At 61.0% G+C, this 15876-nt stretch carries 13 protein-coding genes and 1 pseudogene; 2 read left to right on the plus strand and 12 right to left on the minus strand.

All coding sequences use genetic code 11. The annotated features are described in order from the left end of the window. Positions 1 to 32 precede the first annotated feature (32 nt). Both BQ4888_RS05425 and BQ4888_RS05430 read left to right on the plus strand, forming a co-directional pair. Entirely contained in the window at positions 33 to 689 is a 657-nt protein-coding gene (locus BQ4888_RS05425) for a fumarylacetoacetate hydrolase family protein (RefSeq protein ID WP_092054671.1), read from the plus strand. Beyond that, entirely contained in the window at positions 686 to 1558 is an 873-nt protein-coding gene (locus BQ4888_RS05430) for a Rossmann-like and DUF2520 domain-containing protein (protein ID WP_092054675.1), read from the plus strand. Before BQ4888_RS05425 ends, BQ4888_RS05430 begins: the two co-directional genes overlap by 4 nt. Positions 1559 to 1699: 141 nt before the next feature. On the opposite strand, the gene nfi is transcribed toward BQ4888_RS05430, so the two are convergent. The 12 genes and pseudogenes from nfi to BQ4888_RS05490 form a co-directional block, all read right to left on the minus strand. Then, the gene (gene nfi, locus BQ4888_RS05435) at positions 1700 to 2386 is read right to left on the minus strand and encodes a deoxyribonuclease V (RefSeq protein ID WP_092054678.1); all 687 of its coding nucleotides are present in this window, start codon (positions 2384 to 2386) and stop codon (positions 1700 to 1702) included. Positions 2387 to 2392: 6 nt separating this feature from the next. After that, positions 2393 to 2845 carry a hypothetical protein gene (locus tag BQ4888_RS05440; RefSeq protein WP_092054681.1) on the minus strand — a complete coding sequence of 151 codons (453 nt, stop codon included), beginning with the start codon at positions 2843 to 2845 and terminating at the stop codon, positions 2393 to 2395. Between the two features lie 102 nt (positions 2846 to 2947). Further along, positions 2948 to 3937, minus strand: a complete 990-nt coding sequence (locus BQ4888_RS05445) for a D-2-hydroxyacid dehydrogenase (RefSeq protein ID WP_092054745.1) — start codon at positions 3935 to 3937, stop codon at positions 2948 to 2950. A 17-nt stretch (positions 3938 to 3954) separates the two neighbouring features. Then, positions 3955 to 4482: a YeeE/YedE thiosulfate transporter family protein gene (locus tag BQ4888_RS05450; protein WP_092054683.1), complete on the minus strand. Its 528-nt coding sequence runs from the start codon at positions 4480 to 4482 to the stop codon at positions 3955 to 3957. Next, positions 4479 to 5015: a YeeE/YedE thiosulfate transporter family protein gene (locus BQ4888_RS05455; RefSeq protein ID WP_170232964.1), complete on the minus strand. Its 537-nt coding sequence runs from the start codon at positions 5013 to 5015 to the stop codon at positions 4479 to 4481. Before BQ4888_RS05455 ends, BQ4888_RS05450 begins: the two co-directional genes overlap by 4 nt. Positions 5016 to 5184: 169 nt before the next feature. Beyond that, positions 5185 to 7845, minus strand: a complete 2661-nt coding sequence (gene ppdK, locus BQ4888_RS05460) for a pyruvate, phosphate dikinase (RefSeq protein ID WP_092054686.1) — start codon at positions 7843 to 7845, stop codon at positions 5185 to 5187. A gap of 69 nt (positions 7846 to 7914) precedes the next feature. Then, entirely contained in the window at positions 7915 to 9981 is a 2067-nt protein-coding gene (glyS, locus tag BQ4888_RS05465; RefSeq protein ID WP_092054689.1) for a glycine--tRNA ligase subunit beta, read from the minus strand. After that, on the minus strand, positions 9981 to 10856 hold the full coding sequence (gene glyQ / locus BQ4888_RS05470) for a glycine--tRNA ligase subunit alpha (RefSeq protein ID WP_092054692.1): 876 nt from the start codon (positions 10854 to 10856) through the stop codon (positions 9981 to 9983). Before glyQ ends, glyS begins: the two co-directional genes overlap by 1 nt. A 148-nt stretch (positions 10857 to 11004) precedes the next feature. Then, positions 11005 to 11778, minus strand: a complete 774-nt coding sequence (gene recO / locus BQ4888_RS05475; RefSeq protein WP_092054695.1) for a DNA repair protein RecO — start codon at positions 11776 to 11778, stop codon at positions 11005 to 11007. A gap of 12 nt (positions 11779 to 11790) precedes the next feature. Beyond that, positions 11791 to 13146 carry a magnesium transporter gene (gene mgtE, locus BQ4888_RS05480; RefSeq protein WP_092054698.1) on the minus strand — a complete coding sequence of 452 codons (1356 nt, stop codon included), beginning with the start codon at positions 13144 to 13146 and terminating at the stop codon, positions 11791 to 11793. A 180-nt stretch (positions 13147 to 13326) separates the two neighbouring features. Further along, positions 13327 to 14193 (minus strand): annotated as a pseudogene (locus BQ4888_RS18020) (NAD(P)-dependent oxidoreductase); the annotation flags it as partial. Positions 14194 to 14320: 127 nt separating this feature from the next. Continuing rightward, on the minus strand, positions 14321 to 15610 hold the full coding sequence (locus tag BQ4888_RS05490) for a sensor histidine kinase (protein ID WP_170232965.1): 1290 nt from the start codon (positions 15608 to 15610) through the stop codon (positions 14321 to 14323). Between the last annotated feature and the right edge of the window lie 266 nt (positions 15611 to 15876).

A 15876-nucleotide genomic window follows, 5' to 3' on the forward strand; every position in this document is an offset into this window, starting at 1 on the left:
CCCACCCAAATGACCATACGAAAGGACCCTGCATGCATACCGTCCGCCTGAAAGGAACCTCGAAAACCCTGCGCGTCGGCAAGGTCATCTGCCTGGCCCGCAACTACTCGGAACATATCAAGGAACTCGGCAACGCCGTGCCCGAGAAGCCGGTGCTTTTCATCAAGCCCGCCAGCAGCATCATCGGCCGGCACGAAGCGGTCGTCATTCCCGCCTTCTCCCAGGACTGCCAGCACGAGGTGGAACTGGCGGTACTGATCGGCAAGTGGGGGAAGAACATCAGCGCCAAAGAGGCCCTGAATCACGTCGCCGGTTACGGCGTCGCCCTCGACATGACCTTGCGCGACGTGCAGAACGAACTGAAACAGAAAGGCCTGCCCTGGGAAATCGCCAAGGGTTTCGATACCGCCTGCCCCCTTTCGGATTTCGTTCCCGCCGCCGAGGTAGGCGACCCGCACAATCTGCGCATCACCCTCAAGGTCAACGAGCAGCTGCGGCAGGACGGCAACACCGCGCAGATGATGCGGCGCATCCCCGAGATCATTCAGGCGGTATCGGAAATCTTCACCCTGGAGGAAGGGGATGTGATTCTCACCGGCACCCCATCCGGCGTCGGCGCGGTGAAGAGCGGCGACCGCATGCTGGCGGAGATCGAGAAGGTCGGCTGTCTGGAGACTCCGGTACAATGAAGCAACGCATTGTCCTGATCGGCCCCGGCCGCCTGGGACAAGCGGTGACCGCCCTGCTCGCCGAGGCCGGCCATTCGGTGCGCGCCGTCATCGGCCGCGATGCCGCTCGCGCCCTGGCCGCCGCCCGTTTCGTCGGCAGCCGGAACGCGGCAACCACCGACCTTGCCCGCGCCGCCCAGGGCAACGTCGTGCTGCTGGCGGTCCCCGACGACGCCCTCGCGACAGCAGCGTCGGGCTTGCGCCGGGAAGGTCAGCTGGCCGAGGGGGCGGTGCTGATCCATTTCAGCGGCCTGCATGCCGCCGCCATCCTCAACGCGGGAGAAGGCTCCCAGGTCCGCGCCCTCTCCTTGCACCCGCTGCAAACCTTTGCCGACGCCGTCGCCGGTGTCCGCAATCTGCCCGGCAGCCCGTTTTCGGTGGAAGGGGATGAAGACCTCCTCGCCTTCGGCGAACAACTGGTGCGGGACATGGGTGGCAGCCCCTTCCGCATTCGCGGCGAACAGAAAGCCCTCTACCACGCTGCCGCCTGTGTCGCCTCCAACTATCTCGTCACCCTCGCCTCCCTGTCGGGGCGGATTCTCGCGCACTGTGGGTTCCCCGAGGAGGAGGCCGTCAAGCTGCTCATCCCCCTGCTGCACGGAACGGTGCACAACCTCACCGCCCTCGATCCCCCCCGGGCGCTGACCGGCCCCATCGCTCGCGGCGATGTCGGAACCGTGGCCCGGCACCTGGAGGCCCTGGCGGAACTGCCGGAAGAACTGCGGGAGGTTTATCGGATTCTCGGACGAGAAACGGTCAACCTGGCATTACGGAAGGGAAGCTTGGGGGAGGAACGGGCGGGCGCGTTGCGGGAGTTGCTGAAAGGATAAACCAAAAAACAATTACACCACGGAGACACCAGGAACGCCGAGAAAAACAAATCGTCAAAGCGTACTCGCCGAAGCTTTCGCTTCATTCAATAAGTCGATTTCTCTGAGAACTCCGCGCCTCTGTGTATTTCAGGTTCTGTATCAACTGGACAAAGCGGCTCTGCGTAGTTGATTCGTCAAATGATGGGCCAGGCGGGTCGGCTCGGGCATGCGGTAGCGGCGGGTGCAGGCCAGGGTCAGGCGGGTGGCGCTCGCAACGTCGGTCAGATGACCGGGGGAAACGTACAGGGGTTTGACCCGCTCCCGCGTCCGCAGCACCATCCCCACCACTTCATCCGCAAGCAGCAGCGGCGCCGCCTCCCCCCGCATCACTCCCGGTTCGTCATGAACGCCGCAGAGGCGACTTTTGGCGCAGCCGACGGTCGGCAGATTCAGCCACAGGCCGAGATGGCTCGCCAGCCCGATACGGCGGGGGTGGGCGATGCCCTGGCCGTCGACCAGCACGACGTCGGGAACGGTCTTGAGTCGGTGGAAGGCCGCGAGCAGAACCGGTAGTTCGCGGAAGGAGAGGAGGCCGGGAATATAGGGAAAGTCGACCCAGCCGTCGGCCCAGGCCTGATCGACGACGTTCAGGGTCGCAAAATCGAGGACGACGACAGCGGCGAAAAAGTGGTCGCCGTGCTTCTCGTAGGAGACATCCACTCCCGCCACCGTCGCCGGTGATTCGGCGACCGTCGGCATCAACCGGACCTGCTGCGCCAGCTCCCGTTGCAGGGCCACCGCCTGGCGGGGGTCGAGATCCCAGTCGTGCAGCACGGCAAAATCCATCCCACCCTACCCCTGGCAGCGCAGCAGCTTTTTCCCATCCTGAAAGAGAATTTCCACCTTGTTCCCCGTTACCGCGAGGACCAGGCCGAAGCCGAAGGTCGGGTGGCTCACCCAGTTGTTCACCTTGAAGCTCGCATCCATCCGGTAAGGCACGGCACTGGCCGGATCGGCATCGCGGCTGGCGTCCTGCCACTGGGCCTGCTCCAGCAGCACCGCCTTGGAGAGGGCGGACTTGGCTTCTTTGGGCGCCTTTGCGGTTGCCGGCTTGCGGGTTTTCACTTCCCCCGCCGGCTTCTCTGCTTTGGGCGCGTGATAGTTATGGGTTCCGCCGCAGGTATTACACTGCACACGCACCACTTGCTCGCCGACCATGGCGATGATGGTGTGGTTGGTAATGACCCGGCACTTGGTGCAGCGGGCATCGATATAATCTCCTGCGGAACGTTTTTTACCGGGCATGACGCTTGTCCTTAACGAAAGAAAAGGCCACAGGCGCAGCGTCCCGTGGCCGTTATAGGTTCAAGTTGTGAAGAGATTTATAGCATCGCGACGACGGTCCTGTCAAGGAACGGGTGGCGCGGCAGGGCCGACGCCGTTCACCACATTGCGCGGAACACCGGCAAGAAAATCGCGGAGATTACCGACCGCCCCCGCCAGCAACCGGCCACGGGCGGCACCGGTCGCCCAGGCGACGTGCGGAGTGATGAAGCAGTTTCGCGCTTGCAGAAGCGGATTGTCGGCGGGCGGCGGCTCCTGGCAGAGGACATCGAGACCGGCTCCGGCCAGCCGATCGTCGTTGAGAGCCGCCGCCAGAGTCGCCTCGTCGACGAGGGCGCCGCGCCCGGTGTTGATGAGCCGGGCGGTCGATTTCATCAGCGCCAGACGCCGGGTGTCGACCAACCGTTCGGTCTCCGCCGTCAGCGGGCAATGGAGACTGACTACGTCACTACGGGCGAACAGGTCATCGAGTTCAGCGAAGGCGACATCCGCCCCTTGCCCCCGGTATTTTTCCGGATGTTTGGTGTGCACGAGAATCTCCATGCCGAAGGCCCGGCCCAGGGCCGCCACCTTGCGTCCGATATCGCCGAAACCGACGATCCCTAACGTCAGCCCCTCCAATTCGATCAACGGCCGGTCCCAGAAGGCGAAATCGGGGGAACGCGTCCAGGCCCCCTCCCGCACCAGCCGGGCATGATGGCCGACCTGCGAACACATCTCCAGCAGCAGGGCGAAGACCAGTTGCGCCACCGAGGCGGCACCGTAGGCGGGGACGTTGGTCACGGCGATCCCCTGGCGGGCGGCCGCCTCGACATCGACCACGTTATAGCCGGTGGCGAGTACGCCGATATAGCGCAAGTCGGGCAAAGCCGCGAGGGTCGTCGCCGAAAGGACCGTCTTGTTGGTCAATACCGCCCAGGCCCCGGCGGCCCGCTCGACGATCTGCTCGACCGGCGTCCGCTCGTAAACGACGCAATCCCCCAAGGCGTTCAGCCCGTCCCAACTCAGGTCGCCGGGGTTGAGGGCGTATCCGTCCAGCACGACAATTTTCATGGTCCCCATTCGCAACCTCACAAACCCTTTTTCTCAATAAAACGGAACAACAGCAGCCCTCCGACGATAAAGACGATGATGACCGGCCAGTGATTGATCCCCAGAACTTGCGGCAGGCTGATCTTGCCGAAATTGCCCCAGGTCAGCACGGTGCGCTGCATCAGGGGGAAGGCTTCGGCGTAGAGGGCGGCGCCGGCGATCATGCCGAAGAGCCCCCAGACGGCGTCCCAGCGCCCTTCCCCGAGGGCCCCCGCCGAAGTGCCGGGGCAGTAGCCGAGCAGCCCCCAGCCGAGGCCGAAGATCAGCCCACCGAGGATGTTGCCGCCGAGCACCGTCGCTTTGATGCTAAGTTGGGCCAGGCCGAGATCGACCAACAGATAGACGCCGACCATGCCGACCAGCACGCTCGTCAGCATGAACTTGATGATGGTCATATCCCTGAACAAGAGGGCGCCAATCTGCTTGTCGTAGCGCAACACCCGCCCCTTCTGCAGAATGAAACCGAAGGCGATACCCGTCACCAGACCGTAGATGAGCATTTTCATGACGCTTTCCCCCCGTAGATGAGACGGGCGACGATAATGCCACCGATGAAAAAGCAGACCAGGGAAACAAAACCGCTAATTGCTAGCTGGAGCGAACCGCTCAGCCCGTGACCACTCGGTCAGCCGCCGGCCAAACGGGCGCCGAACATGGCGATGGTGCCGCCACTAAAGGCAAAGAACGCGCGCCGGCCGGTACTGGCGGCACCGAAGCGCTCTTGCCAGAGGTTGGGCAAAGCCTGTACGCGAAAGCTGCGATCGCTCAAGGAGGCGATCAAGGCACCGATGAAGATGCCGACCACGAACATCCATTGCCAATCAATCTTGGGCACGGTCTTGATGAAATAATCCATCTGCGCCACCCGCTCCGGGGAGAAAACGTTCTCCACCATGCCGGCGACGCGCACAAAGGTCGTGGAAGCGCCGAGGAACTTTCCGGCGAACCACACGGAAAAGACCGACACCAGACCGGATAGCGCCCCGGCCAGATAGGGGTTCCAACCGCCGTCGGATGGCGACGAAAAACGCGAATACATAACAAGGCTCCTTTCGTTCACAGAGGTCCACATCCGCAATCACGAATGATAACAGCCCAGAAAGATTAACAAATCTTTTTGGCAAAACAAGTATTCACAGACAACGACGCCCCCGGTGGAAAACCACCGGGGGCGTCGGGTTTGCAGCAGGGGTCAGGCGAGTGACCGATTAGCCTTTCAGCGCCGCGTGGGCGGCGGCGAGGCGGGCGATGGGCACCCGGAAAGGAGAACAAGAGACGTAGTCGAGGCCGATATGGTGACAGAAGATGACGCTCGACGGCTCGCCGCCGTGCTCGCCGCAGATGCCGAGCTTGATGTTGGGGCGGGTGGCCCGGCCCTTTTCGCAACCCATCTTCACCAACTGGCCGACGCCGGCCTGGTCGAGGGCGACGAAGGGGTCGTTGGGATAAATCTCGCTTTCGACGTAGAAGGGCAGGAACTTGCCGGCGTCGTCGCGGGAGAGGCCGTAGGTCGTTTGGGTCAGGTCGTTGGTGCCAAAGGAGAAGAACTCGGCTTCCTTGGCGATGGCATCGGCGGTCAGGGCGGCGCGGGGCAGCTCGATCATGGTGCCGATCAGATATTCGACCTTGACGCCGTAGCGGGCGATGACCTCATCGCACACGCGCACCGCGTTGGCCTTGAGAATCGCCAGTTCCTTCACCTCGCCGACCAGCGGGATCATGATCTCGGGGATGATCGAGAAGCCTTCGTTCTTGATCAGCTCGCAGGCCGCTTCCATGATCCCCTGAACTTGCATATCATAGATCTCGGGGAAGGTGATGCCGAGACGGCAGCCGCGATGGCCGAGCATCGGGTTGAACTCGTGGAGGAATTCCACTTTGTTCTTGAGGGTCTGGGCGGTCACATTCATGACCTTGGCGAGCTCGTCGATCTCCGAATCCTTCTGCGGCAGGAACTCGTGCAGCGGCGGATCGAGCAGGCGGATGGTGACCGGCAGCCCCTTCATTTCGCGGAAGAGGCCAATGAAGTCGCTTTTCTGCATGGGCAGGATCTTGATCAGGGCACGCTTGCGGCCTTCGACATCTTCGGAAAGGATCATTTCACGCACGGCCATGATGCGGTCGGCATCGAAGAACATATGCTCGGTGCGGCACAGGCCGATCCCCTCGGCGCCGAACTCACGGGCGACCTTGGCATCCTGCGGGGTGTCGGCGTTGGTGCGGACCTTGAGCTTGCGGTACTTATCGACCCACTGCATGAGCTGACCGAAGTCGCCGGTCAGTTCCGGCTGAACGGTCGGCACCTGACCGAGGATGACTTCGCCGGTGGAGCCGTCGAGGGTGATGATGTCGCCCTTCTTGATAATCACGCCGCCCTTGGCGGTGAACTGCTGCTCGCGATAATTGACAACGATGTCGCCACAGCCGGCCACGCAGCATTTACCCATGCCGCGAGCAACGACCGCCGCGTGCGAGGTCATGCCGCCGCGGGCGGTGAGGATCCCCTGGGCGGCGTGCATGCCGTGGATGTCCTCGGGGCTGGTTTCGACCCGCACCAGAATGACCTTGAGGCCCATTTTGGCGGCGTTCTCGGCCTCATCGGCGGAGAAGACGACTTCGCCGCAGGCAGCGCCGGGGGAAGCGGGCAGACCCTTGGCGATCACTGTCTTGGCCGCCTTGGGGTCGAGGGAGGGATGAAGCAGCTGGTCGAGTTGGGAGGGTTCGACACGCAGGACCCCTTCCTTGTCGTCAATCAGCCCTTCCTTGACCATGTCGACGGCAATCTTCACCGCCGCATTGGCGGTGCGTTTGCCGTTACGGGTTTGCAGCATGTAGAGCTTGCCCTTTTCGATGGTGAACTCGATATCCTGCATATCCTTGTAATGCTTCTCGAGGATGTCGCGGATCTTCGCCAGCTGGGCGTAGCAGTCGGGGAGCACATCTTCCATCGCCGGCAGGTCACCGGGCTTGTGTTTGGCCTTATTAATCGGCTGCGGAGTGCGGATGCCGGCGACGACGTCTTCGCCCTGGGCGTTGACCAGATATTCGCCGTAGAAGTAGTTCTCGCCGGTGGAGGGGTCGCGGGTGAAGGCGACGCCGGTGGCACAGTCATCCCCCATGTTGCCGTAGACCATGGACTGGACGTTGACGGCGGTCCCCCACTCAGCGGGGATGTTGTTAAGCTTGCGGTAGGTGATGGCGCGGGGGTTCATCCACGAGCCGAAAACCGCGCCGATGGCGCCCCAGAGCTGCTCCTCGGGATTCTCGGGGAAGTCGCGGCCGAGCTCTTCCTTGACCTTCTGCTTGAACTTCACAACCAGATCCTTGAGATCGTCGGCGGTCAGATCGGTGTCGAGTTCCACCCCGCGAGCTTCTTTTTTCTGCTCAAGGAGATGTTCGAGGATGTCGCCGTCCATTTCCATGACAACGTCGGAGTACATCTGAATGAAGCGGCGGTAGGAGTCGTAGGCGAAGCGGGGGTCGCCGCTCTGCTCGATGATCCCCTGCACGGTCTCGTCGTTGAGGCCGAGGTTGAGGACGGTGTCCATCATGCCGGGCATGGAGGCGCGGGCGCCGGAGCGTACCGACACCAGCAGCGGATTCTTGCGGTCACCGAATTTTTTGCCCATCAGGGTCTCGACCTGCTTGAGCTTCTCCTCGACTTCCCTTTTAAGTTCCGCCGGATACTGGCGATTGTTCTTGTAGAACTCGGTGCAGACCTCGGTGGTGATGGTGAAACCCGCCGGAACCGGCAGCCCGATGGAGGTCATTTCCGCCAGGTTGGCACCCTTGCCGCCCAGCAGGTTTTTCATGTCGCCCTTGCCCTCGGCTTTCCCGTCGCCAAAAAAGTACACATACTTCACAGCCATCAACCGTCTCCTCCTGAAAAGTTTTTAGCGCCGGGACCTGCCCCGGCCAAGTAACGGGCTCCCCGGCCCTTATGCGGCGATCCGGGAAAAATCCGCGATCCCCTCGAACAGCCTGGCGACGCCGGTGAGCAGCGCCAGGCGATTGATACGCACGGCGTCCTGGTCGGCCATGACCATGACGCCCTCAAAAAAGCCGTCTACCGTGCCGCGCAGACCGGCGATGGCACGCAAAGCCGCGGCATAATCCCCAGCCGCGACCGCCTGGGCGACCTGACCGGCCGCCTGCCCGGTCGCTTCAAACAAAGCCCCCTCGCAGGGAGAGGCGAAAAGCGCCGGCGCCACGGGCGTATCGACGCCACCTTTAATTATATTGACAACCCGCTTAAAGGCAACGGCCAGCGGCTCGAAATCTTCACGCCCTTTGAGCTCGGCCAGAGCCTTGACCCGAGCCAGGGCGTCGGCGACATCGGCAAAGGAGGCGGAAAGGACCGCGTCGACCACATCCTGGGGATAGCCCTGCCCGGTGAGCAGATTGACCAGACGCAGGCGGAGAAATTCGAGGACGTCGGCGCGGACCTCGGGGCGGGGGCGGGTCAGCTTGGCGGTCAGCAGATCGAGGCTGCGATCGACAAGTTCCGGCAGGGAAAGACGGTAGCCGCGCCCGAGAATGATATTGAGAATGCCGATGGCGCTGCGCCGCAGGGCGTAGGGGTCGGCGGTGCCGGTAGGAATGAGACCGACGCCGAAACAGCCGCAGAGGGTATCGAGCTTGTCGGCGATGGAGACAAAGGCGCCGAGGTCGGCGGAAGGGATGGAGCCGCCGGCCTGGGTCGGCAGGTAGTGCTCGTAGATCGCCTGGGCGACTTCGGCATCCTCCCCTTCAAGCAGGGCGTACTCGCGTCCCATCACCCCCTGCACTTCGGGAAACTCGCCGACCATACCGGAAACCAGGTCGGCCTTGCACAGGGTGGCGGCGCGGGCGGCCTGCTCCTTGAGGGTCGGCGCCAGCTGCTCGGCAAGACCGACGGCGAGGGCCCGAAAACGCTCCATTTTCTCGAAAGAGGTGCCAAGCTTGGCCTGATAGACCACCGACTTGAGTGCTTCGACGCGATCCGCGAGGGGAACCTTCTTGTCTTCCTCAAAAAAGAAGCGGGCGTCAGAAAGGCGGGCACGGAGCACCCGCTCGTTTCCCCGCACCACCACCGCAGGATCGGGGGCCAGGGTGTTGTTGATGGTGATGAAGGCCGGCATCAGCTTGCCGGCGGCATCCACCAGGGAGAAATAGCGCTGATGGCTGCGCATGGAGGTAATCAGCACCTCTTTCGGCACTTGCAGAAAGTCGGGATTGAAGGTGCCGAGGACGGCGCTGGGATATTCCACCAGGTAGGAGACCTGCTCCAGCAGTTCCTCGTCGGCAAGCACTTCCCCCCCGGCCTCCTTGGCCAGACGGGCGACCTCGGCGCGGATGATCGTCTTGCGCTTTTCCGGGTCGACGATGACGAAATGGCGTTCGCACTCCTGCAGATACTGGCTGAAGTCCTTGACGGAAAAGGTGCCGGGAGCCATGAAGCGATGTCCCCGCGACTCGTTGCCGCTCGCGATATTGCCGAAAGCGAAGGGGACCACGGCGCCACCGTAAAGAGCGACGATCCAGTGCACCGGGCGGGCGAAGCGAACCTCGAGATCCTTCCAGCGCATCGATTTCTTGAAGGGAATGGCCTGAATCAGCCGGGGCAGGATTTCTGTCAACAATTCCGCCGTGGGCCGACCGGCCTGTTCCTTCTTGGCGCAGACATAGGCCCCTTTTTCTGTCTCGACAATAACCAACTGGTCGACGGTGACCCCCTGACCGCGGGCGAAGCCCTCGCCGGCCTTGGTCGGCTTGCCGTCGGCAGCGAAGGCGACGCTCTTGGCCGGCCCCATCACTTCGCTGCGCAGAGTCGGTTGATGTTCCTCGACCCCCTCGACCACCAACAACAGGCGCCGGGGCGTGGCCAGGGTGCGGATGGCACCAAAGGCGAGTTGGGCGTTCTCCAGTTCCGTGCGGATCAAGGCGGCCATATCAGCCATGGCCTTGGGCAGGAATCCTGCGGGGATCTCCTCGGTTCCTATTTCAAGCAGCAGTTCCTGAGCCATCAGCGGCCTCCTTTCAGCAGCGGGAAGCCGAGTTTCTCACGCAGTTGCAGATAGCCTTCGGCGCAGAGTTTGGCCACATTACGAACCCGGCCGATGTAGTTGGCCCGTTCGGTGACCGAAATCGCCCCCCGGGCATCGAGCAGATTGAAAGAGTGGGAACATTTCATGACGTAGTCGTAGGCGGGAAGAACCAGGCCGCGCTCCACCAGGCGGATGCATTCTTTTTCATACATGGTGAAGAGCTTGAGGAGCATATCGACGTCGGCCTCTTCGAAGTTGTAGGTCGAAAACTCGACCTCGCTCCGATGGTGAACGTCGCCATATTTGACCCCCTTGACCCATTCGAGGTCATAAACGTTATCGACCCCTTGCAGATACATGGCGATGCGTTCGCAACCGTAAGTGATCTCGCCCGAAACGGGCTTGAGATCGATGCCGCCCGCCTGCTGGAAATAGGTGAACTGGGTGATCTCCATACCATCCAGCCAGACCTCCCAGCCCAGGCCCCAGGCGCCGAGGGTCGGGGACTCCCAGTCATCTTCAACGAAACGGATGTCATGGGCCTTGGGGTCGATCCCGAAGCTCTTGAGGGAGTCGAGATAAAGATCGAGGATGTTCATCGGCGAGGGTTTGAGGATGACCTGGAACTGGTAGTAGTGCTGAAGACGGTTGGGATTTTCGCCGTAGCGGCCGTCGGTGGGGCGGCGGGAGGGTTCGACATAGGCGACCTTCCAGGGTTCGGGGCCAAGAACCCGAAGAAATGTCGCGGGGTTGAACGTGCCGGCACCTTTTTCCACATCGTAGGGCTGCTGAATGATGCATCCTTGCCCGGCCCAGTAATTCTGCAAGGAGAGAATCAGATCTTGAAACGTCACGCGACCTCCAGAAAGAAGCTGAGACCGGCCCAACCGTCGACCGTCCCAACCCGGATTAAATCCCTGGCTCGGGACCTGCTTAAAAAAATCGAATACTAGCTTTTTCCAACCCGGACTGTCAAGCTGGAATCATCGCTAGAAAGGGTATTTAGCCCCCTTTGCCCGCCCCCAGGTCGAGCAATATCCCCTCTAGAAAGTTTTGCGAACGCAACGGCCGGCAAAGATGGCACTCCAGGGTGTTCGCCACCAGTTCCCGCCCCTCGCGCAGGGTCCGCTCGCCCAGGCGAATGCCGTCGAAAACGGTCGCAGGGGCATGAATCAGCCGCGAGACGGAACCGAGGGTCAGAAGGTCCAGGGAAAGTCCTTGCTCACGCCCTGCGCAGTCCGGGCAGAGGCTGCCGCCGCGCCGGGCAGAAAAGCTCACATGGGGTCCGGGCAGGGAACCGAAGCAGGCAGAGCAATGGAGCAGGTGGGGAATGTAACCGGAGAGATTGAGCAGACGCAACTCGAACAACAACCGCGCCGTCGAACTTCCCCCGGCGGCGGCAAGGAAATCGAGCAGCGACTTGAGGAGCGCATAGACCTCATCCTGGGCCTCTCCTTCGGCGAAGAACGCCTCGATCAGTTCGCAGGCGTAGCCCGCCAGAGCGATGGCCGGCAGGTCGGTGCGCAGTCCGGCGCGAAGGTCGACCAATTCCGATTCCTTCAGAGTGACCAGCCCCCCGGAACGGGGAGTCGCCCAATGAAGAATCACGCCGGCAAAAGGTTCCAAAGAAGCCGCGAAGCGCCGCCGGCTGTTGCGGGCTCCCCGCGCGAAACCACGTAGTCGGCCATGACCGGGAGCAAAAAAGGTGACGATGCGATCGGCCTCGCCATAGTCGAGATGGCGCAGCACGATCGCCTCGGAACGGAAGAAGCGCATCGGCGGTGACAGCTAACGCAGGTAGCTGAGAAAAAGGGTGGCGGTGCCGAAATAGATGAGAATGCCGGTAATATCGTTGGCGGTCTGCACAAAGGGAGTGGAAGCGATGGCCGGATCGACCCCAACACGCTTGAAAAAAAACGGGGCTACGACGCCCATGGTCGCCGCTACGGACATGGCGGTCACCATGGCCAGACCGACTACCAGCCCCAGATAGGGATTATGGTGCCAGAAAAAGGCGACCAGGCCGATGGTCGTACCGCAGACCACACCCATGATGACCCCCACCCGCAACTCTTTCAGGAAAACCTGGCGCATGGTGGAAACGTCGACGCGGCCAGTGGCGAAGCCACGCACGACGATGGTCGCCGACTGACCACCGACGTTGCCACCCATGCCGGTGATGACCGGGATGAAGGAAATAAGGGCGATAACTTCCTCCAGGGTCGCCTTAAACAGCCACATCAGATAGCCGGTGATCACTCCGCCAAAAAGGTTGGTGATCAGCCAGGGCAGGCGCAGACGGGCGATTTTGAAAGATTTGTATCCGTACAGCAATTCCTCGTCGCTGGAGCCGGCCATCTTGTAGATGTCCTCGGTGGCCTCCTCGCGCATAACGTCGATGACGTCATCGACGGTGATGATCCCCATCAGCTTGTTCCCCTCGTCGACGACGGGAATCGCCAGGATGTTGTATTTGGCCACCAAATGGGCCACCTCTTCCTGGTCGATATCGGTGCGCACGCTGATGACATCGGCGGTCATGATATCCTTGAGCCGGGCCGTCGGCGGCACGGTCAACAACTGACGCAAGGATAAAACCCCAACCAGATGATTATATTCGTCGGTGACGTAGAGATAGAAGACCATCTCGATGTCTTCGGCGCCCTGTACCGCCTCGATCGCCTCCCGAACCGTCATTTCCTCGCGTAGAGAGAAGATCTCGGTGGCCATGATGCCACCGGCGGTATCCTCATCGTATTTGAGCAGCTCCTCGATCTCTTCCGAGTGCTCGACCTCCATGCTCTGCAGCACTTCCTCGGCCAGCTCCTCAGGCATGTTGCGGATGATGTCGACGGCGTCGTCGTAGGGCATCTCCTGCAACACTTCGGTGATCGTTTCCTTATCGATCTGTTCCAGCAGCTGGGCGCCGGTGGCATGGTCGAGCTCGGAAAGAACGTAGGCCGAGATTTCCGGATCAGCCAGCAGATTGAAGAGGATGCGCTGTTCCTTGAGGTCGAGATAGCGGAAAAGATGGGCGATATCGGCAGGATGGGACTTGGCGAGAACCTTGGTGATATGAGGATAGGCGCCGCGCCGGATCAGCTTGCGGACGGTGTCGAGGAGCATTTGCAGTTTCTGGTCCATGGCGGTCGATCTCCCCCGGCGGCGCTGCGCGGATTAAGGAAGGTTCGATACTAGCACCCCCCCGGCGAGAGTGTCAACGACTCGCCACCCGAGGGAAAAGCGGCATCCAGACACAAAAAAGCCTCGCAGGTGCGAGGCTTTTTTGTGTGTGTTATGTGTGAAGCAAACGGCCCAAACGGCCTAGCCGAGTTCCTTGATAACCGCCGAGAAATCTTCCTCGCCCCGACCGGCCTTGACCGCCTTTTCATAAACCTTCGCTACCGCATTGGCCGCTGGCAACTCAAGGCTCGATTTATCCGCCACTTCCTTGGCCTGCATCAGGCCTTCATAAACGTACTTCAAAGCCAGGTTGCGGGAGAAATCCCCCCGGGCGATGGACCGCCCCTTGGCGTTGAAGAGCGGCGAGGCCACGCCGCCCGATTCAAGGACTTCGAGGATCTTCTCGGCGTTGAAACCGAGTTTTTCACCCAGCACCAGGCCCTCGGCCAGCGCCACCATCAACTCGGACTGCACCAAGTTAACCACAAACTTCATGCGCGTCGCGGCACCGACCTCGCCCACATGGATGATGTTCAGGGCGAAATGGGAAAAGACTTCGCGGCAGCGACTGAGCAGGGTGTGATCGCCGCCGGTGAGGACCGTCAGCAGGCCGCTGATGGCGTGTTCCTTGGTCCCCCAGATCGGCGCTTCGAGAAACTGTACGCCCTTAGCGGAGGATCTGGCGGCCAGATCCAGGGTCGCCTCCAGGGAATGGGTGCCCATATCGACCAGGATAGCCCCCGGCTTGAGGCCTTCCATAAAACCTTCCTTGCCGTTCAGGGCCGCACTGACTTCTTCCTTTTCGGGCAACACGACAATGAGCATGTCCTTGTTCTGCGCCACCTCGAAAGGGCTCGCTGCCGATTTGGCGCCCTGTTTGACCAGATCGCTAACTGCGTCCGACTTGGTGTCGTAAACCGTCAGTTTATAATGTGCTTTCAACAGATTGGCGGCGATGTGACGCCCGACTGTACCTAGACCGATAAAACCGATATCCTTGACCATCCGCGACCTCCCCGTAAGACTCGAAAATGAAACACATTCGGATTATCTATACCGCAAATCCACAAAAAAACAAGAGTAAATAAATCAGAAACCGCCGAAACAAAGGCAACTGCAGGCGCCGGCTGCGTGTTCAAACTTGCGCCAAAGGCAAGGAAAAGGCGACCCGGGTACCGAGTCCCGGCTGACTTTCCAGGGAGATCTTTCCCCCATGCGCCTCGACGATGGCCTTGACCAGGCTCATGCCCAGTCCGATGCCGCCCAGCGCCGTATCGGAGGCGTCGGCCCGGAAAAAGCGGTCGAAAACACGGCACCTTTCCTCGTCGTTCATGCCCGTCCCCTGGTCGACCACCTCGAAGCGGTAAAAACCCGCCTCGGGTTGGCCCATGATGCGGACAACTCCGGGATTCGGCGAAAACTTGACGGCATTGCTCACCAGGCTGGTGAAAATTTGTTCGACTTTAACCCGGTCGATATCGAGACGACTGTCGGAAGCGATCAGGGAAAAATCAAAACGCTGGTTGGTTGATAGCCCCTGACAGTACTCCCGCACATCGTCGAGCAGCTCGGCTACGGGATGGATCCGCCGTTCGAGCGGCAGCGGCAGCCCCGAATCGACGCAACTGATATCGAGCAGCACGTCGAGGATGTGGTTGAGACGCCAGGAATTTTCATAGATCCGGCGCAATCCATCCTGACGCTGTTCGGGGGAAAGGAGCTCGTCCTGTAACATTTCGGCGAAGCCGCTGAGTACCGTAATCGGGGTCTTCAGTTCATGAGCGGCGGCAATGATGAATTCCGACTTCAAGCGCTCGATCTTGTGCTCGAAGGTGACATCCTGCAACACCAGCACCGAACCGGTATCCGCCCCATCCGCGTCATGAAGGCTCGCGAACTTGCCCCGCAACACCTTGCCGCCCTGTCGGGTCGCGAGCAAGACGGGACAGTCGGAGGAGAGGAGGGACTCCCTGGATTTATCCAGCGGACAAACCAGTCGCGGCAGGGCGAGTTCAAGCGTCTCGACGGCAGAAAGGGCTTCGATTCCGGGGAGCAGTTCCCGCGACGCCGAATTCATCAACTCGATGCGCCCCGAAGGATCGGTAACGATGACGCCATCGTGCAGGGAGCGCAGAATGAGGCTCAAACGCCGCCGACTCCGGGTCTGTTGGCGCAGGGAGGTCTTGATCTTCTGCAGATAGAGCCCGAGCAACACCCCGCTGCCGGAACCGAAAACAAAGGGGACGATGAAAGCTTTCGGTTGGAGAGGAAAGCCCGCCATCACCTTCTGCAGCGCGGAGAGTGCCACCAGCAACAGGGCGCCCCCCAGGGTACTCAAGATCATCACCATGATCCGGGTGAGTCCTTCCTGTCGTGAAAAGAGCTCTCGCCGGGCGCGAAAGCGCCCCAGGAAAAATCCGGCCACACCCAGGGCTCCACCCACGAGCAGCGGGAACACATAGGCGTGAAGGAAATCGATTCCGTCATTTCGCCCTTCAGCCAAATGGAAAACACCGCAAACAACCAGGGAGCCAACCAGGAAAGCACGAAGAAGACGCCATAAATCAGGTGTTTGTGACATCGTTGATTCTCCAATGGAAACAGTTCCACGGCCACATCATCGACTATTGTTACATAAACACCCTGAATCGAGTAACCCCCCATTGGAAACTTTTTTAAGTGAAAATTAAA

Origin of the sequence: Desulfuromonas acetexigens, from assembly GCF_900111775.1 — a bacterium.
GTDB lineage: Bacteria > Desulfobacterota > Desulfuromonadia > Desulfuromonadales > Trichloromonadaceae > Trichloromonas > Trichloromonas acetexigens.

Coding starts and splice junctions, on each gene's coding strand:
- BQ4888_RS05425 (WP_092054671.1), top strand. CDS start 33: ATGCATACCGTCCGCCTGAAAGGAACCTCGAAAACCCTGCGCGTCGGC.
- BQ4888_RS05430 (WP_092054675.1), top strand. CDS start 686: ATGAAGCAACGCATTGTCCTGATCGGCCCCGGCCGCCTGGGACAAGCG.
- nfi (WP_092054678.1), bottom strand. CDS start 2,386: ATGGATTTTGCCGTGCTGCACGACTGGGATCTCGACCCCCGCCAGGCG.
- BQ4888_RS05440 (WP_092054681.1), bottom strand. CDS start 2,845: ATGCCCGGTAAAAAACGTTCCGCAGGAGATTATATCGATGCCCGCTGC.
- BQ4888_RS05445 (WP_092054745.1), bottom strand. CDS start 3,937: ATGAAAATTGTCGTGCTGGACGGATACGCCCTCAACCCCGGCGACCTG.
- BQ4888_RS05450 (WP_092054683.1), bottom strand. CDS start 4,482: ATGAAAATGCTCATCTACGGTCTGGTGACGGGTATCGCCTTCGGTTTC.
- ppdK (WP_092054686.1), bottom strand. CDS start 7,845: ATGGCTGTGAAGTATGTGTACTTTTTTGGCGACGGGAAAGCCGAGGGC.
- glyS (WP_092054689.1), bottom strand. CDS start 9,981: ATGGCTCAGGAACTGCTGCTTGAAATAGGAACCGAGGAGATCCCCGCA.
- recO (WP_092054695.1), bottom strand. CDS start 11,778: ATGCGCTTCTTCCGTTCCGAGGCGATCGTGCTGCGCCATCTCGACTAT.
- mgtE (WP_092054698.1), bottom strand. CDS start 13,146: ATGGACCAGAAACTGCAAATGCTCCTCGACACCGTCCGCAAGCTGATC.